The 18,254-nt window shown below is 67.6% G+C and carries 15 protein-coding genes and 1 pseudogene; 4 read left to right on the forward strand and 12 right to left on the reverse strand.

Translation table 11 applies throughout. From position 1 onward, the window contains the following. Positions 1-50: 50 nt before the first annotated feature. Positions 51-1,403 (reverse strand): flavin-containing monooxygenase, encoded by a 1,353-nt coding sequence (locus tag ACIRRA_RS17075; RefSeq protein WP_402768454.1) that lies wholly within the window; start codon positions 1,401-1,403, stop codon positions 51-53. Between the two features lie 146 nt (positions 1,404-1,549). Between ACIRRA_RS17075 and ACIRRA_RS17080 the strand changes: the two genes are divergently transcribed. Then, complete coding sequence (locus tag ACIRRA_RS17080) at positions 1,550-2,206, forward strand: TetR/AcrR family transcriptional regulator (protein WP_402768456.1); 657 nt, start codon at positions 1,550-1,552, stop codon at positions 2,204-2,206. A gap of 105 nt (positions 2,207-2,311) precedes the next feature. After that, positions 2,312-2,806, forward strand: coding sequence for a hypothetical protein (locus ACIRRA_RS17085; protein WP_402768459.1), 495 nt, complete (start codon positions 2,312-2,314; stop codon positions 2,804-2,806). Between the two features lie 113 nt (positions 2,807-2,919). On the opposite strand, the gene ACIRRA_RS17090 is transcribed toward ACIRRA_RS17085, so the two are convergent. From ACIRRA_RS17090 to ACIRRA_RS17125, 8 genes and pseudogenes are all read right to left on the reverse strand, one after another. Continuing rightward, complete coding sequence (locus ACIRRA_RS17090; RefSeq protein ID WP_402768461.1) at positions 2,920-3,336, reverse strand: nuclear transport factor 2 family protein; 417 nt, start codon at positions 3,334-3,336, stop codon at positions 2,920-2,922. Between the two features lie 166 nt (positions 3,337-3,502). Then, complete coding sequence (locus ACIRRA_RS17095; protein ID WP_357002179.1) at positions 3,503-3,718, reverse strand: hypothetical protein; 216 nt, start codon at positions 3,716-3,718, stop codon at positions 3,503-3,505. A 155-nt stretch (positions 3,719-3,873) separates the two neighbouring features. Then, entirely contained in the window at positions 3,874-4,518 is a 645-nt protein-coding gene (locus ACIRRA_RS17100; protein WP_402768717.1) for a sirohydrochlorin chelatase, read from the reverse strand. A 527-nt stretch (positions 4,519-5,045) separates the two neighbouring features. Next, positions 5,046-6,191, reverse strand: a pseudogene (locus tag ACIRRA_RS17105) (uroporphyrinogen-III synthase); the annotation flags it as partial. Continuing rightward, positions 6,188-6,583, reverse strand: a complete 396-nt coding sequence (gene nirD / locus ACIRRA_RS17110; RefSeq protein WP_402768464.1) for a nitrite reductase small subunit NirD — start codon at positions 6,581-6,583, stop codon at positions 6,188-6,190. The pseudogene ACIRRA_RS17105 and the gene nirD, both read right to left, overlap by 4 nt. A gap of 64 nt (positions 6,584-6,647) precedes the next feature. Beyond that, positions 6,648-9,212 (reverse strand): nitrite reductase large subunit NirB, encoded by a 2,565-nt coding sequence (nirB, locus tag ACIRRA_RS17115; RefSeq protein ID WP_402768467.1) that lies wholly within the window; start codon positions 9,210-9,212, stop codon positions 6,648-6,650. A 24-nt stretch (positions 9,213-9,236) separates the two neighbouring features. Then, a complete protein-coding gene (locus tag ACIRRA_RS17120) occupies positions 9,237-10,751 on the reverse strand; it encodes a nitrate/nitrite transporter (RefSeq protein WP_402768470.1) in 1,515 nt (504 codons plus the stop codon). Between the two features lie 268 nt (positions 10,752-11,019). Further along, positions 11,020-12,309, reverse strand: a complete 1,290-nt coding sequence (locus tag ACIRRA_RS17125) for an MFS transporter (protein ID WP_402768472.1) — start codon at positions 12,307-12,309, stop codon at positions 11,020-11,022. Positions 12,310-12,374: 65 nt separating this feature from the next. On the opposite strand from ACIRRA_RS17125, the gene ACIRRA_RS17130 reads away from it, so the two are divergent. Continuing rightward, complete coding sequence (locus tag ACIRRA_RS17130) at positions 12,375-13,058, forward strand: FadR/GntR family transcriptional regulator (protein ID WP_357002164.1); 684 nt, start codon at positions 12,375-12,377, stop codon at positions 13,056-13,058. A gap of 174 nt (positions 13,059-13,232) precedes the next feature. Further along, a complete protein-coding gene (locus ACIRRA_RS17135) occupies positions 13,233-14,693 on the forward strand; it encodes an MFS transporter (protein ID WP_402768475.1) in 1,461 nt (486 codons plus the stop codon). A gap of 162 nt (positions 14,694-14,855) precedes the next feature. Here ACIRRA_RS17135 and ACIRRA_RS17140 read toward each other — a convergent pair whose 3' ends face one another. From ACIRRA_RS17140 to ACIRRA_RS17150, 3 genes are all read right to left on the reverse strand, one after another. Next, the gene (locus ACIRRA_RS17140; RefSeq protein ID WP_402768720.1) at positions 14,856-15,707 is read right to left on the reverse strand and encodes a TIGR02569 family protein; all 852 of its coding nucleotides are present in this window, start codon (positions 15,705-15,707) and stop codon (positions 14,856-14,858) included. 178 nt (positions 15,708-15,885) lie between these two features. Further along, entirely contained in the window at positions 15,886-17,085 is a 1,200-nt protein-coding gene (gene moeZ, locus ACIRRA_RS17145; protein ID WP_402768478.1) for an adenylyltransferase/sulfurtransferase MoeZ, read from the reverse strand. Positions 17,086-17,180: 95 nt separating this feature from the next. Beyond that, positions 17,181-18,131: a sigma-70 family RNA polymerase sigma factor gene (locus ACIRRA_RS17150; RefSeq protein WP_402768481.1), complete on the reverse strand. Its 951-nt coding sequence runs from the start codon at positions 18,129-18,131 to the stop codon at positions 17,181-17,183. Positions 18,132-18,254: the final 123 nt, after the last annotated feature.

An 18,254-nucleotide genomic window follows, 5' to 3' on the forward strand; every position in this document is an offset into this window, starting at 1 on the left:
ACCGCCACTCCTACGGGAATCGCTTTGCGATGCTGTGTTCATTTCTCCCCTTACGCCCGCACCAGCGCGCGACTGCGCACCGGCAGCGTGTTGCCCGCGGCGGCGGCGCGGCGCGCGCCGTCGGTGAGTTCCTTCTTCAGCTCGCGGACGTAGACGTCGAAGTCGATCTGAATGGTGTGCCGCGGCGAGTTGTAATAGCGCTCGGCGCGTTCAGCCTCCGCCTTCGCCATCGCCGCCGTCATGTCCGCCTGCGACGGGAACCGGTAGTTGCCCGACAGGTACGCCGCGACCAGCTTGGACTGCTGCTCGGCGAAGTTCACCAGCGTCGGCATCGGCTGGGCCAGGCCGAGATAGAAGAGATTGTCGATCTCCGGCTTCATCATCTGGCGGTACAGCGGCAGCTTGTTACTCGCGTCGGGCCGCAGCGCCGGATCGGTGAAGAACGGGAAGCTGATGTGATAGCCGGTGGCGCACACCACCACATCCACCTCTTCGGACGAACCGTCCGCGAAATGCACGGTCTTACCGTCCAGCTTGGTGATGGCGGGCTTGAAATCGATATCGCCGCAGCCGACCCGGTGCAGGAACTCCTCACTCGCCGACGGATGCGCCTCGAAGGGCAGGTGATCCGGCTTGGGCAGGCCGTAATCCTCCATGCGGCCGCGGTTCTTGACCACGAAACGCTGCTTGAGCTTGAGCGCCACCTTAGGCGGCATCCATGGCGGCACCACCTGGGTGTCGCCGACCTTGCCGTTGACGTATTTGGGCAGCACCCACACGCCGCGGCGGGCCGAGACCCACAGCTTCGAGGCGATGAACTTCTGCGACAGCTCCGAGGCGATGTCCAGGCCCGAATTGCCCATGCCCACCACCACGACGCGCTTGCCGCGCATATCGATCGGGTCGAACGGGTCGTTGTAGGCGTGCGAATGGATCAGCGTGCCGTCGAATTCACCCGGGTAGTCGGGGGTGCGCGGATCCCAGTGGTGGCCATTGGCCACGATCAGCGCGTCGTAGGTCTCGACGCGGCCCTGATCGGTGGTCACCGTCCACAGGCCGTCGCTGCCGCGCTCGGCGGAAATCACCTTGTTGCCGAAGATGATTCGATCGCGGATGTCGAAGTGGTCGACGTAATCCTTGAAGTACTGGTGCAACTGGCTGTGATGCGGGAAGTCCGGCCATTCCTGCGGCGCCGGGAAGTCCTCGAACTGCAGCCGGAACTTCGAGGTGTCGATGTGCAGGCTCTGGTAGCAGGCCGACATGCCGTTCGGGTTCTTGTAGTACCAGTTGCCGCCCACCTCGTCGGAGGCTTCGTAGCAGTCGAACGGGATGCCGTATTCGGCGAGCCGCTTCGCGGCGGTGATGCCCGACGGGCCCGCGCCGATGACGCAGACCCTGGGCAATTCACGATTGTGTGCAGATAGCGCAGCCAATTCACTCTCCTGGTTCGGCGACGGGTCACAGAGCCCTGCCGGACGTGACGTGCCACACACGCTAACAGTCGCTAGACAGTGTGTCTAGTGAGTGAACTTGCGTCTATCATTCAGTCGTGACCCGATCCGACGTAGACCACCCCGAGACACCCGGCCAGAGCGACACGCCCCGCCGCACATCGCTGCGCGACGAACAGAAACGGCTGACCCGCAGCCGGCTCATCGACGCGGCCAAACAGCTGTTCACCACGCAGGGGTACGCGCCGGTCCGCGTCGACGACATCGCCGCCGCGGTCGGATGCAGCCGCGCCACCTTCTACCTGCACTTCACCGGGAAACCCGATGTACTGCGGGCAATCGCGGAACAGGGCACCCTGCCCAGCGTCCAGCACTTCTACGAGGACCTCGACCACGTCCTCGACACCGGCTCACGCGAGGAATTCGCCGCCTGGATGCGGCGCGCCATCGACTGGTTCCAGGAATACAAGGACCTACTGCCCGCCTGGGACGAGGCCACCACCCTGGAACCCGAATTCCGGGAAGTGGCACGAGAGGGCATCATGGCCCTCCCCAATGTCATGAGCTCCTACCTGTCCCGCTGGCCCGCCGACCGCCAGGACGAAGCCCACCTGCGCGTGGAACTCCTTGTCGCCCAACTGGAACGGTTCTTCACCCGCTGGGCCATGCAGGGCACCATAGACGTCTCCGCCGAGGAAGCCGCGAATGTGCTGACCGACATCTGGTTCCCAGCCTTGCAGACCCCCGGAAACTAGGGGCACACCCATTTGAAGCGTTGTTATTTCAGATGATGTGAACGGTGGATAAGCTGCCGAACACCCCGCGACGATCCGGGGAACAGGCAAGGAGATCCACCACCGATGAACGTGAAAAACCTGTTCCGCAAGGGATTCGGAATCATCACTCTCACATCCGCGGCCGTCGCCGGGCTCGTGATGGGAGCGGCCCCGGCCTCGGCAAGCCTGGTCTCCACCCGGGTGGATTGCCAAGGCGGCGCGGTCGACGGGTGTTCCGGAGCCTATGTCATCGTGCAGGCGACGACTTCGAGCCCGGTCACGATTGTGGTCAACGGAGTCACGCTGGGGGGCAGCCCCTTTGCACTGACACCGTGCTGCAGCGGCGTCAACGGCGCCAACTACGGCGTCACCGTCCAAATCGCACGGGTGGACGGAGACCAGCATGTCGTCGTCACCCAGAAGAACGCCGATGGCACCACCAGCCAGCAGTCGGCCGACTACAACTACAGCGCCGCCAACCGCATCCCCGGAAGCTCAGGACTGAATGCGCTCGACACGTTCCTGAACGGATTTCAGACCGGCAGCAGCGGTGGCCACGTCGTTCCCTGGCAGATGTAGTTCCCTGGCAGCTCGGCACCCGATCGGCGCATCCTCACTGCCGTGAGCTCCTACCCGACCCGCCGACCGCGATCCCTCGAGCACCCCGGGATCCAGACCGGCAGCACCGGCGGCTATGAGATCGCCTGACGGCTTCGTGTGGCGCGGGCGCGGTCCAGTTCCCAGAACGCGCGCAGGGCAACGATTTTCCCGTCCGCATTCACCCGGTAGACGGCGACGAGATCGACCTCGACGACCACCTCGGGGCGTGCGCTGCGAATGGTCCCGGTGAAGGCCGCTTCATCGCCGCACGCGAACGAATCGGCCCACTCGAATTCGATTCGGCTGGGCTCGATCGCTTTGTCCCAGAAGGCCGCAATGGCCTCGTGGCCCGAATGTCCCTCGCCCACCGGATCATACGGGGAGATGCCGACCGGATCCTCGACACGCGCGTCCGGCGCGAAGAGTGCCAGCCACTCGGCCTTGCGCTTGGCGCGCACCTCCGCCTGCGAGGCGAGTCCGGCGCGGCGGGCGGGATGTTCGGGCGACATCCCGCCATCCTGATCGCCGCCGGACCGCAGAGAACCGGCGAATACCGGTGAGCGGGATATAGATCAGGCGACCGGGATCGAAGCGCCGATCGCGGCGGCGAGACGCGCGGAGACAACTCGGGCCGACGCCAATTCGGCGTCGGCCCGAAATGTGAAATTTAATTATTTAGGAATGGGAGGCGGCGGAACCGGTCCAGCCGAATCCCGCGCCCTGATCGGTCGGCTGGGTGTTGTTGACCAGCGCCTGGCACTGGTCGTAGGTCTGGCCCGACTGGATGCACGCCGTCCACGGGTCGTAGATCGTGGGGAAATCGGCGGCGGCGGTGGCGGCCGGGCCGGCGATACCGCCTGCGATCACAGCGGCGACGACAAACTTCTTCACGTGGGGTCCTCCAGAATCTTTACCGAATTGCGGTAAAGGTTGCCACGCGAATCGAAAATCACCAAGTGATAGGGGAATTGAGCGATTCGGTTCGGGCCGGGCCCCTAACGGATCGGGGCGAGCCCCTAATCCGAAACGGGCCCGGACCGTGCCGATCAGGCGACCCGGACGGCCGTCAGCGAATCGATCGCCGCGAAGTAGCGATCGGTCAGCAAGCGCACCACGGCCGGATGCACACCGATCGGCTCGGCGACACCGTCCGCACCCGCCTCGTGCAGGCGCTGGTGGAAAAGCCCGTGGGCGAGCAGGTAGGAGGCCACGAAGACCCGGTGCGCGCCCGAAGCCCGCACCGCCGCAACCACTTCCGGAACCTTGGGCTCGCCGGTCGCAATATAGGCCAGGTGGGCGGTCGTGCCGACGCGCTCCGAGAGCAGGCTCGCCGCGCGCTGCACATCCCGGCGCGCCCGCGCGTCCGAGGATCCCGCGGCGGCGAACACCACCGCGTCTCCCGGCCGCCAGCCCGCGGCACGCAGCCGCAGGTGCATCACCTCGGCCAGCGCCGGGTCCGGGCCCATCGCTTGGGTGACCGCGACCGCAGTATGAGCACTCGCGGCCACCTCTCGCGGCACGTCCTGATACACGTGGTACCCCGAGGCCAGGAAGGCCGGAACCACCACGGCGGGAACCGGATCCAGATCCCGCAACACCTCGGCCGGGGAAGGCCCCAGCACATCCACGAACGCGGTGCGCACCCGCGGCGCGCCCGCGGCGGCGATGCCGCCATCGAACACAGCGGCGATGCCGCGATCGAACACAGCGGCGATGCCGCCATCGAACACAGCGGCGGTGCCGCCATCGAACACAGCCGCGATCTCACGCAATGATGCCGATGCGGCCCCGAAATCGGCACCGGCACCTGTCTCGGCGATATCGCCGCGGACACCGTGTGCGAGCGCCGACGCACCCAGCTCCCGCGCAACAGCTCCCGCCAGTTCGGCGATCATCTCCACGCCGCGCGCGCTCCTGGTGCCGTGCGCCACCAGTACCAGCGCCGGCGCGCTCACCACGCGCTCCCGGCCGGACGACCGGGGCGGGCGGCCACCGCGGGGCGGGCGGCGGAAACGGACTGCGCCGGGAAGCCCACCGGGCGGGCCGTCCCGTTCACCGGGGCGATCGGGCGGCGGGCCGCCGCCGCGGGCGGCGGGACCTCCGCGTGCGGCGCCCGGGTGCCGGGGATGCGCGGCGGCAGGTCGCGGCGCGCACCCAGACCCTGGGTGTGTGCCGGAACCGGCTGGCGCGCAGCCTGATTCGGACCCTCCGGGTGCGGGTTGTCGGTGCACTCGGCGGGGTCGAGGGCCAGCCGGTAGCCGCGCTTGACGACGGTCTGGATGGCCTTGGGGGTGCCGAGGCCCGCGCGGAGACGGGCGATGGCGGTCTCCACGGCGTGGGTGTCGTCGCCTCCACCGGGCAGGGCGGCGAGCAGGTCCTCACGAGAGACGACCCGGCCTGGCTGGCGGGCCAGGGAACGCATGAGCGCCATGGGCGCGGGGGCCAGCTGGCGCACCTGACCGTCCACGACGACGCAGCCGCCGCGGACGCTGAGCACGTGCCCGGCGGCCTGAATCCGGTTGGCGCGGCGGGGAAGTTCCTCGGCGACGTGGCGGGCCAGTGCGCCCAGACGGGCACGGCCCGGCATGGACGTGGTGACGCCCAGCTCCTCCAGCGGCGCGGCCGTGATGGGGCCGACGCAGGCCGGCAGCACCCGGGTGCGGAAGGCGTGCAGGACGGCCTCGAGCAGCCCGGTCTCCTTGGCGCGCATGAGAAGTGACGCCACGGCCGGAGCGCTGGTGAAGGTCACACAATCCAGTCCGGCGGTGACGATGCCCTCGATGAGGCGGTCCATGGGAGTACGGTCCTCCGGAGGAATCCACCGGTAGACCGGGACCGGAACCACATCGGCTCCGGCACAGCGCAATACCTCGCAGAAGTCCGGCACCGGCTCCCACTCGGTGGTGGCGCCGTGCAGCTGCACCGCGATCCGGACCCCCTCGACCCCCTGGGCCAGCAGGTGATCCAGCACCTCGGCGCTGGATTCCGAAGCGGGAGACCATTCTTCGCGCAGTTCGGCAGCGCGGATTGCACCCTTGGCCTTGGGGCCGCGGGCCAGCATGCGGGTCGAGGCCAGCGTGGCGCGCAGTTCCTCGGCCAGGCCCCAGCCTTCCGCGGCCTCCATCCAGCCGCGGAAGCCGATGCCGGTGGTGGCCACGGTGATCTGTGGCGGGGCCGCGACCAGCTGCCGCGTCACCCGCTCCAGCTCGGTGTCGTCGGCCAGCGGAATGATCCGGATGGCCGGGGCGGAAACAACATTCGCGCCCCGGCGGGCCAGCAGGGTGCCGAGTTCCTCGGCCCGCCGGGCGGCCGTGATGCCGACCGTGAAGCCGGCCAGCGGGGTACCGCCGTCAACCTCGGTCATGCCGTACCGCCGATGAATTGGACGGGGTCGTTGGACACCGAGACCGCACCGTCCGCGACGCGGACCGCATAGACCGGCAGGGAAATGGAGTCGTCGTCCAGGCAGCGCCCGTCGATCAGCGAGAAGGCCTGCTTGAGCAGGGGCGACGCCACCACCGGCACGCCACCGCGGTCGCCCACCAGACCCCGTGACATGACCGCCGCGCGCCCGAAGGGGTCGATATTGCCTACGGCGAACAGTGTCCCGTCGGTGGTGAGGAACAGCGCCGCCTGGCGGCCGCCCTTCAGCAGGACCGCCACGCCGCGGCCGGGAATCAGATAGTCCTGCCGGCAGGCCTGCGTCCAACCTGAAACGGTCGTGACTGCGGTGCCGGGTGTGTCGATCACGGTCATCGGTACTCTCCTCCGAACGCCCTACCTATTGGTACCGGCGCCCTGTTTCCTCGCGGTTAAGCAGTCATTTCCCGTGCGTGGCGGTCTCTGTGGCGTGGGTCGCATTCACCGGGATGTCCGGGATTCCGAGCAGGACGGGCACCTTGCGCTCGCCGGTCTCGTCGAAACCGATGGTCGGGTCCGACTCCTCGGGCGCGTTCACGAAGGACACGAAGCGTGACAGCTTGCCGTCGTCCTCGAGCACCGCGGCCCACTCGTCCCTGTAGCCCTCGACGTGCTTGGCCATGGCCGTTTCCAGATCCGCGGCGATGCCCAGGCTGTCCTCGCAGACGACCTGCTTGAGGTAGTCGATGCCGCCCTCCAGGGCCTCCTGCCACGGCGCGGTGCGCTGCAGCCGGTCGGCCGTGCGGATGTAGAACATCAGGTAGCGGTCGATGTACTTGATCAGCGTCTCGTCGTCGAGCTCGCCGGCCAGCAGCACCGCATGCTTCGGGGTCAGACCGCCGTTGCCGCCCACGTACAGGTTCCAGCCGTGCTCGGTGGCGATGACGCCGACGTCCTTGCCGCGCGCCTCCGCGCACTCACGGGCGCAACCCGACACCGCCAGCTTCAGCTTGTGCGGGGAACGCAAACCGCGGTAACGCTTTTCGAGCAGCACGGCCATGCCGACCGAGTCCTGCTGGCCGTAACGGCACCAGGTCGAACCCACGCAGGACTTCACCGTGCGCAGCGACTTCCCGTACGCGTGACCGGATTCCATGCCCACGTCCACCAGGCGCTTCCAGATCAGCGGCAGCTGCTCCACGCGTGCACCGAACAGGTCGATGCGCTGACCACCGGTGACCTTCACGTACAGGTCGAACTCCTTGGCCACCTCACCGATGGTGATGAGCTGCTCGGCGGTGACCTCACCGCCGGGCATGCGCGGCACCACCGAATAGGTGCCGTTCTTCTGCAGGTTGGCCAGGAAGTGGTCGTTGGTGTCCTGCAGCGAGGCCTGCTCGCCGTCGAGGATGTGATCGCTCGAGGTGGACGCCAGGATGGAGGCGACGGTCGGCTTGCAGATGTCGCAACCGGTTCCGGTGCCGTACTTGGCGATCAGGCCCGAGAAGGTGCGGATGCCGGTCGACTGGATGATGTGGAACAGCTCCGCGCGAGACTGCGAGAAGTGCTCGCACAGCGACTTGGAGACCTCCACACCCGACTGCTCCAGCAGTTTCTTGAGCATGGGAACGCAACCGCCGCAGGAGGTTCCGGCATTGGTGCAGCTCTTGATGGCCGGCACGTCGCAGGCGCCGTCGGCGATGGCGCCGCAGATCGAGCCCTTGGACACGTTGTTGCAGGAACAGATCTGGGCGTCGTCGGGCAGCGCGTCCGCGCCCAGTTCCGCGCCCGCCGGGGAGATCAGCGCGGCCGGATCGGCCGGCAGCGGGCGGCCGACCAGCGGGCGCAGCGCCGAGTACTGGGTGGCGTCACCGACCAGCACACCACCGAGCAGGGTCTGGGCGTCATCGGAGACGACCAGCTTGGCGTAGGTGCCCTTGGCCGCATCGTGCAGCACCACCGACAGCGCGCCCTCGGTGCGGGCGTGCGCGTCACCGAAGGAAGCCACGTCCACACCCAGCAGCTTCAGCTTGGTGGACAGGTCCGCGCCCGGGAACTCGCCCGCACCGCCGAGCAGGCGGTCGGCGACCACCTCGGCGGTGTTGTAGCCGGGGGCGACCAGGCCGTAGCAGACGCCCTCCACCGCGGCGACCTCGCCGATCGCGTAGATGTTCGGGTCCGAGGTGCGCAGGCCCAGGTCGGTGAGGACACCGCCGCGCTCGCCGACATCCAGCCCGGAGGTACGGGCGATTTCGTCACGGGGACGCACACCGGCCGCGAAAACCACCACCGCGGCGCGCAATTCGCTCTCATCGGAGAACTTGACCGAGAGCCGCTCGGCGACCGGCGCGCCCTCGACGGTCTCGATCGAGGAGGTGCCGACACCGGTGTGCACGGCCAGACCCAGTTCGGTCACCAGCTTCTCGAGGATGGCGCCGCCGCCCTCGTCGATCTGGGCCGGCATCAGCCACTTGTTGAACTCGACCACGTGCGGGGTCATGCCCAGCAGGCGCAGCGCGTTGGCCGCCTCCAGGCCGAGCAGACCGCCGCCGACCACGATGCCGACCGCGCCCGGACCGGCCGCCTCGGCCGCGGCCCGGATTCCGTCCAGGTCCTCGAGGGTGCGGTAGACGAAGCAGCCCTCGGCATCGTGGCCCGGCACCGGCGGCACGAAGGCGTAGGAGCCGGTCGCGAGAACCAGTGCGTCGTAACCGATCACCTCGCCGGTGGAGGTGGTGACCTTGCGGGCGGTGCGGTCGATGGCGTCGGCCTTCACGCCGAGCCGGACGTCGACCAGGGTGTCGCCCTCGTAGTCGTTGCCGGGCAGCGCCAGCGCGGACGCCTCCCAGATGCCGACGTAGGAGGACAGGCCGACGCGGTCGTAGGCGGCCAGCTTCTCCTCGCTGAGGACGATGACCTGCCAGGTTCCGGCCTCGTCACGGGAGCGCAGCGCCTCCACGAAGCGGTGTCCGACCATGCCGTGGCCGATCACCACAACGGTTTTGCGTTCGATGCTGTGGGTCATGACAGTCCCTTTCGCGAATGGACGTCAGGCGCGAGCCGACGAGGTGGACGAGGAATCGGTTGCGGCGGAGCCGGTTTCGGCCTCGAGGACCAGTGCCGATTCGGCTCGCAAGACCAGGGATTCGGCCTCGACGACGACATCGGCGTCGGTGGTCTGGGAGGTCAGCGAGCGCAGGCTCGGACGGCGCATGAAGACGGCCCAGCAGACCACGGCGCAGACCATGTAGAAGGCCATGAAGACCCAGAACGCGGTGGTCGCGGACTTGGTGGAGGCGTAGGAGGAGCGCAGCACCAGGTTGATGCCGACGCCGCCCAGCGCACCGATGGCGCCGACGAAGCCGATGAGCGCACCCGAGGTATTGCGGGCCCAGGCCGCCCGGGTGGCCGAATCACCGTCCAGGGAGCGGGATTTGGCCTCGAACACCGACGGGATGATCTTGGTGACGGCCCCGTTGCCGAAGCCCGAGATGACGAACAGCGCGGTGAAGCCGACGATCATGGCCACCAGCACGCCGCCCTGCGGGTGCCCGGAGCGATCACCCAGGGTCGAGGCCACCGTGACCACCAGGGCCGCCACGGTCATGGCGCCGAAGGTGAGCAGTGTGACCTTGCTGCCGCCGATACGGTCGGCCCACTTGCCGCCGTAGGGGCGGGCCAGCGAACCCAGCAGCGGGCCGATGAAGGCGATCTGCGCGGCGTGCAGGGTGGCCGCGGCGACGCTCGCGCCGCCGGCCTTGAAGCTGATCTGCAGCACCTGGCCGAAGGCGAAGCTGTAGCCGATGAAGGAACCGAAGGTGCCGATGTAGAGGAAGGCGATGGCCCAGGACTGCGGCACCCGCAGCGCCTTGAGCATGTAGGACAGGTCGGCCTTCTGGTTCTTGACGTTGTCCATGTAGAGGGCCGCGCCCACCGCCGCCACCACGATCAGGACCAGGTAGACCGCGCACACCACCGAGGCATTGCCGTAGTGGTTGCCCAGGGTGGCGATGACCGCCAGACCGACCAGCTGCACCACCGGCACGCCGATATTGCCGCCGCCCGCATTGACGCCCAGCGCCCAGCCCTTGAGCCGCTGCGGGAAGAAGACGTTGATGTTGGACATCGACGAGGAGAAGTTGCCACCGCCGAAGCCCGCGAAGGCCGCCACGACCAGGAAGGTCGTGTAGGAGGTGCCCGGCTGGTTGATGAAGTACAGCGTCAGCAGCGTCGGGATCAGCAGCAGCAGCGCGCTCACGATGGTCCAGTTGCGACCGCCGAACTTCGCGGTGGCGACGGTGTACGGGATCCGCATGAAGCCGCCGACCAGCGTCGGCATCGCGCCCAGGAAGAACTTGCCGGCCGGGTCGATGCCGAACTTGTCGGTCGGCATGAACAGCACCATGACCGACCAGATCGACCACACCGAGAACCCGACGTGCTCGGCGAACACCGACCAGATCAGGTTGCGGCGAGCGATGTTCTTACCACCGGCTTCCCAAGCCACGACATCCTCGGCATCCCAATGCTCGATGTCGCGCTTGCGGGTCAGCGTCGTCAACAAGAGGCCCTCCTGAAATCTGGATGGCCCCAAGGTAGGAAATCGGTATTGCGTCGATGCTGCGCGAAATGACCGGCAAATCAACGGTTGCTCACGAATACCGGGCAACCAACGTGAGAAGTGACCTTATGTTTCAGCTATGTGACACAAGGATTTCCGGCGGCCACAAATCGCCAGGAAACGCGAGAAAACGCGTAACCGAGCCGGAAGTTGAGAGCCTTGCCACAAAGCATGGCCCCAACCTCACGGCTCGGCAACTCGAACGGTGAATTTATTTCCAGGTGTCTTCCAGCATCTGCGGCTTGCACGCCACCCAGGCGCCCGCCATCAGGATCAGGACCGCCACCACCAGGAAGCCGAACGGAGCCAGCCAACCCCCGGTCATCGTGTGCAGCGCGCCGAACAGCAGCGGGCCCACGCATGCCACCGTGTAGCCGACACCCTGGGTGAATCCGGACAGCGCGGCCGAACCGGCGCCGGTACGGGTCCGCAGATTGATCAGGGTCAGCGCCATCGGGAAGGTCGACGGGCCCAGGCCCACCGCCAGCACCCACAGCAGCGGGGCGCTCATCGGCGCGACCAGCAGACCGGCGAATCCGATGAAGAAGAACACCGCGCAGCCGATGACGACCGGGAACGGATTGGCCATGCGGCCCACCACGATCGGTGCGCTCAGCGCCGCCACCAGGCCGATGAGGGCGAAGATGCCGACCATGCTGCCGCCGAAGGAGGCGCTGGCGCCGGCGTCGCTGAAGATCGTCGGCATCCAGGTGAACAGCGAATAGGTGATCAGCGAGGTCATGCCGAACATGAAGGCCATGCCCCAGGCCACCGGCGAGCGCCACACCCTGCCGGTGGATTCGACCGCGTCCGAAGGCAATTCGGTGGTGTCGACCCGGGCGTGGTCACGCCGCACCCGCAGCACCGCGATCCACGGCAACGCGGCGGCGAAGGCCAGCGCGGCCCACATGCCCAGCGACAGCCGCCAGCCGTGCGCGTCCGCGACCGGCACCGCGATCAGGGCCGGGAAGACGGTGCCCAGCTGCACCATCACGATGTAGACCGAGCTGAGCGCGGCCAGCCGATCCGAGAAGTACCGCTTGACCAGGGGCGGGATCACCACATTGCCGATGCCCATGCCGGCCAGGGCCAGCGCGGAGAAGGCCAGCAGCTCCCAGGTGGCGGGCACCAGGGCGCGGATCACCGAGCCGACACCGGTCATGAGCATGGCCACCAGGGCGGTCGTCTCCAGGCCCAGGCGACGCGACAGCACCGGGGTCAGCAGCCCGCCGAGGGCGAACATGGCGGTCGGCAGCATGCCGAACACGCCGACCACCGCGGTGGAGTAGCCGATGTCCTGGCCGATCCGGGCGGCGAGCGGAGTGAACGCGGTGACGGCGACGCGAAGGGTGAGAGCGGACATGACGATGGCGACGAGCACGAGCAGGCGGCCCTCGAACAGGGCCCGCTTCGAGATTTCGGGGCGGAACCCGATCGTCTCGCCCGGGGCATTGGAAAGGCCCCGCACCGGGGCCATCGTCTCATCCATCGTCGCAGTCACCCGTAAATCATAGGATGACCCGATGATGTGATGCAACGAATGTGAGGCAAGGTACGCTGTCACCCGTGCAACCAGTCCGGCGCACGAGCCTCATCGCCCAGGTGACCGAGCAGCTTCGTGCCGAAATCCGTTCCGGCCGTTGGGCCGTCGGCTCGCGTATCCCCACCGAACCCGAACTCACCGAACTCACCGGCACCGGCCGCAATACCGTGCGCGAGGCCGTCCAGGCCCTGGTGCACGCCGGCATGCTCGAGCGCAGACAGGGCTCGGGCACCTACGTCATCTCCACCTCCACCCTCGGCGGCACCCTCACCGAGTACCTGGCCGACGCCCAGCAGCGCGACGTCCTGGAGCTGCGTCGGGCCCTCGACACCACCGCCGCCCGGCTGGCCGCCGAGCGCCGCGACGACACCGACATCGCGACCCTGCGACGCGTGCTCGAAGAACGAACCCGCAACTGGGACACCGACTTCGACGCCGCCATCGAGGCCGACGTGCAACTGCACCGCGCCATAGTGGTCGCCAGCCACAATGCGGTATACCTGGAGTTCTACGACTCGCTGCTGCCCGTCATCGCGGCCGGGATCCGCTTCCGGTCCGAGCGTGAGGGCGAGACGTACCACGACGAGCACGCCGAACTGGTGCAGGCGGTCATCGACGGCGATCCGGAACGGGCGGCCCGCACCGCCAACTGCTTCCTCGACTCGCTCATGGCCGAATACCGGACGCTTGATACGAAATTCGAGTAACCGAAAGGTCACCACGCGACACACCGCCGGGTGAGGCCGAATTACCGTCTCCGTCACCGAAAAAAACTCGGACGTAAAAAGCGCTTCCTACGGTTGGACGCGACCGCAGCGGTTCTCCCGACGACCGGGAACCCATGATGAGGGCGGTCGCGACAGCCGAGAGGACAGCTGCTCATGGCAACCGTAGTAGAGGCGCCCGAAACGACCTTCGCCTTCCAAAGACGCGGACGGTGGATCGACCGCTGGGAACCGGATAACGGTGAATTCTGGGAAAACGGGGGTAAACAAACCGCCGGGAAAAATCTGATCTTCTCCGTTTTCGCCGAGAACCTCGGATTCAGCGTCTGGGTGCTGTGGGCCAGTGTGGTGACCGCCATGGGCTCGGCCGGATTCGTCTTCCTGAGTGCGAAGAATCCCGACTCGGTCAACAACGCGCTGCTGCTCACCTCCACCCCGACCCTGGTCGGCGCGGCCCTGCGCGTGCCCTACACCTTCGCCATCCCGCGCTTCGGCGGCCGCGCGTTCACCGCCTTCAGCGCCGCCATGCTGTTGATCCCCACGCTGGGCCTGGCGTATTTCATCAACCAGCCGAGCACACCCATGTGGGTGTTCATGGTGCTGGCCGCACTCGCGGGTGTCGGCGGCGGCAACTTCTCGTCGTCGATGGCCAATATCAACTTCTTCTTCCCCGAGGGTAAGAAGGGCGCGGCGCTGGGCATCAATGCCGCGGGGGGCAATCTCGGTGTGGCACAGACACAATTGTTCGTGCCGCTCATCATCACGCTGGGCACCCACATCATGGCCAAGAACCCGGGCGGCTACCGGTTCGGCATCACTCTCGCTGTGCTGGTGTGGATTCCGTTCATCCTCGTCGCCCTGTTCGGCGCGCTGCGCTACATGGACTCGCTGTCCGGCGCGAAATCCGATGGTAAGTCCTACAAACTGGCACTGAAGAACCAGCACACCTGGGTGATGGCGATCCTCTACATCGGCACCTTCGGCTCCTTCATCGGCTTCTCCTTCGCCTTCCCCACCCTGCTCAAGGCCAACTTCCCGAGCCTGGCCAAGATCGGCTGGATGGGCACCCTGGGCAACCTGGCCTTCCTCGGCGCCCTCGTGGGTTCCATGAGCCGGCCCTTCGGCGGCTGGATCGCCGACAAGCTCAGCGGCGCGAAGATCACGCTTTACGTCTTCGGTGGCATGGCGGCCGCCGCCGCGCTCATCGTGGCGTCACTGTCGGCCAAGAACTTCCCGCTGTACCTGATCTCGTTCCTGCTGCTGTTCGTGTTCAGCGGTATCGGCAACGGGTCGACCTACCGGATGATCCCGATGATCTTCACCGCTGAAGCGCGGCGGCACGCCTCGGAGACCGGTCAGGACATCGGGGCGGCCCTGATCTCCGCGAAACGGCAGGCGGGTGCGGCCATCGGCGTCATCGGCGCGATCGGCGCGGCGGGCGGCTGGATCCTGCAGCAGGCCCTGCGACTGTCGAACACCCACTACCACAGCATGAATCCGGCCTTCTGGGGCTACGTGGTGGCCTACCTCGCCATGGGCGCGATCTGCTGGTGGTTCTACCTGCGCTCCTCCTTCGCGGTCGGACGCGCACCCTCCCTGGCCCACGCCAACGTCTGAGCCCGCCCAACTCTCGGGGTTCTCAGGTAGTTACCCCGGAAAGCCCGTGGGCTCAGGCAATGACTTTGGAAGCGCGCCCTTCCAGAGATCCCCATCCTCAGGGGAACGGAAAGGCCGCGCCGGATTCGTCGCCCGGCGCGGCCTTTCCGTCTGTCCAGGCCCCTAGAGAAGCAGGCGGATCATGTCGGCGGTCCGGGCCAGGCCCGGGAATGCCTCGGGGGTGGACCGCGGGTGCAGGGCGTGCACGGCGAGACGGAACATGACCGCGCGCACCAGCATCTGCGGCCATTCGGGCAGATCGCCCCAGCGTTCCAGCAGGCCGTCGTCGGCCCCGCCCCAGGACAGGGCATCGACCACGATGACCGCCGCCGCCCAGGGGGCCGGCCGCCAGTACGGGGTGATGTCCGTGAGGCCGGGCGCGAAAGAGCCCGAGAACAGGACGGTTCCGAACAGATCGCCGTGCACCAGCTGCGCCGGAGTGGTCACCGGCTTGCGCAGGGTTGACAGCTGGGTGATCAGGATCTGACTGCGGTCGCCGTCCGGGGAGGTGGTCGGCAGCATGCCGCCCAGCTTGAGACTGCGCAGCGGAACCGCTTCCCACGCAGCGCGATCCGCGGCCGCGAAGACATCCACATCCACCCACGGCGCGACCGGCTGCGCGGCCAGGAAACGCGGACGCTCCAGACGCGCGGTCACCTGGTGCAGGCGCAATGACAGCGACACCACTTCGTCGTGCCGCGGCTCCGGCGCCCCTTCGAGGAAGATGTCGGCGCGCCAACCGGATACGACATATCGTCCATCGGTGGCCCGTACCGGCCGCGCCAGGCGCAGCCCGTCCACCCGCAAGGTCTCGCGTACCTTCGCCGACCACGCCGCTCGCGCATGATCAGTGACCGGGCTCAAGACCACATCGCCACAACGCCAGCCACCGTCCCAGTTCCCCAGCGGAACCGGCGCTTCCTCGCGCAACCCGAAGGTCGAGCGGACGTGCTCGGGAGGTTCCACAGCAGTCATGGTCACGCGCGTACGGTACCGCTGTACCGCCTCCCCGCGACTCAAGGTCAGACTGAGAGCCGTCGGAGTGTCGTCGGGGACCGGCGGTCGGGCGCGTCACCGATTTCGGACCTCCCCGGGGAGTTACCCGAATCCTTCCGAAATCAGTTGTCGCGTCCCGATAAATCGACGCTTTCGTTCAGTAGACCGGCAGCGACGGGTCGACCTGGTTGGCCCAGGCGATGATTCCGCCCTGAAGGTGGGTGGCGTCCGAGAATCCGGCGTTCTTGAGCGCCGCGAGCGCCTCGGCGGAGCGGATTCCGGTCTTGCAGTGCAGGACGATCGGGGTGTTCTGGGGCAGCTCGGCCAGGGCCTCGCCGGAGAGGATGCGGTCCTTGGGGATCAGGGTCGCGCCCTCGATGCGGACGATGTCCCATTCGACGGGCTCGCGCACGTCGACGATGGCGACATCCTTGCCGGCGTCGAGCATCTCCTTGAGCTCACGGGCGGTGATGGTGGAACCGATGGCCGCGGCCTGGCCCTCCTCGGACACCACGCCGCAGAACGCGTCGTAGTCGATGAGCTCGGTGATGGGCTGACGCTCCGGATCGCGGCGCAGCTTGATGGTGCGGTAGCTCATGTCCAGTGCGTCGTACACCATGAGCCGGCCCAGCAGCGGGTCGCCGATACCGGTGATCAGTTTGATCGCCTCGGTCACCATGATCGAGCCGATGGAGGCGCACAGCACGCCCAGCACGCCACCCTCGGCGCAGGACGGGACCATGCCCGGGGGCGGAGCCTCCGGGTAGAGGTCGCGGTAGTTGATGCCTCTCTTTTCGCCATCCGGCGCGTCGGGGGCGTCCTCCCAGAACACCGAGACCTGGCCCTCGAACCGGTAGATCGAGCCCCACACGTAGGGCTTGCCGGCCAGGACCGCGGCGTCGTTGACGAGGTAGCGGGTGGCGAAGTTGTCGGTGCCGTCGACGATCAGGTCGTAGCGGCTGAACAGCTCGACCGCATTGTCGGGTTCGAGGCGAATCTTGTGCAGCTCCACGGTGATTCCGGAGTTGATCTCCAGAATCGAATCGCGGGCGCTGTCCGCCTTGGAACGGCCGATATCGGACTCGCCGTGGATGATCTGACGCTGCAGGTTGGAGGCATCGACCTCGTCGAACTCCACGATGCCGAGCGTGCCGACACCCGCGGCGGCCAGGTACAGCAGCGCCGGGGAGCCCAGCCCGCCCGCGCCGATCACCAGCACCTTGGCGTTCTTCAAGCGTTTCTGACCGTCCACCCCGAGGTCCGGGATGATCAGGTGGCGGCTGTAGCGGGCGACCTCGTCCCGGGTCAGCTCCGCCGCCGGCTCCACCAGGGGCGGCAGGGAGGGATGCGATGACACGTCTTCGGACTCCTCAATCGAATTCGCCGGAAACTCGCGGCCATTGCTGCAACGCCGCGAGGCGGGGCGTTCTTCCCAAGCCTACGGATGTCACGTCACAGCCGGGCGGGGAGGTCGAACAGGCGGAAGAGGTCCGGGTAGTGGAACAGGTCCAGGCGGGCTATGCCGTCGCGGTCGAGGGTGAGGACGTGGAGGTTGGCGGCCTCGAACACGTCGCCGCGTTTGACATAGGCGGCCAGGGCCGGGCGGTTGTTGGCGCGAGTGGGTAGCAGGCGGAAGGCCTCGCCGCGGGCGAAGACCCGGCCCAGGAAGGCGGTGACGGCGTCGCGGCCCTGGAACCAGGCCAGGAACGGCGGCATCTGGAGCATGGCGTCGTCGCGCAGGATGCGCTTGAGGGCGTCGATGTCCATGGCCTCGAACGCCTCGACATAGCGCTTCAGCAGCTCGCGCTGCTCGTCGTCGCCGAGTTCGGCGGGACCGGCCTGGACGCCGGACAGCTGCGCGTGCGCCCGCTGCAGGGCGCTGTTGACGGCGGCGGTGCTGGTATCGAGCAGCCCGGCCACCTCGGCCGCCCGCAGCGCCAGCACGTCCCGCAGGATCAGCACCGCGCGCTGCAATGGCGGAAGGTGTTGCAGCGCGGCCACGAACGCCAGCCGCACGCTCTCTCTGGCCGCCACCACCGCGGCCGGATCGCCGTCCCCGAGCAGCGCGTCCGGGAACGGCTCCAGCCACGGCAGTTCGGGCGAACGATCGAGACGCTCCGCCCCCACCACCGGATTCGGCTGCGCCAGATCGACCGGCAGCGCCCGCCGCTGCGCGCTCTTCAACGCGGTGAGGCAGACATTGGTGGCGATCCGATACAGCCAGGTGCGCAGCGAAGCCCGTTGCGGGTCATAGGAATCCGCCGACCGCCAGGCGCGCACCAGGATCTCCTGCACCAGATCCTCGGCATCGTGCAGCGAGCCGGTCATCCGGTAGCAGTAGGCGAGCAGTTCGGAGCGGTGCGAATCGGCGACGGCGACCACGTCGTCGACGGTGGCGGTCATCCCACCTTGCTAGCACGGCGTCGCCGAACCGTCGAGCCACCGGCCGCCGACCAGCGGCCGATGAGTTTTCACGAGCCGGTGAGTACGTACCGGTGACATCCGAACCGACCCGAAAGGTCACTC

The sequence above is a fragment of the Nocardia sp. NPDC101769 genome (genome assembly GCF_044766925.1).
Lineage (GTDB): Bacteria > Actinomycetota > Actinomycetes > Mycobacteriales > Mycobacteriaceae > Nocardia.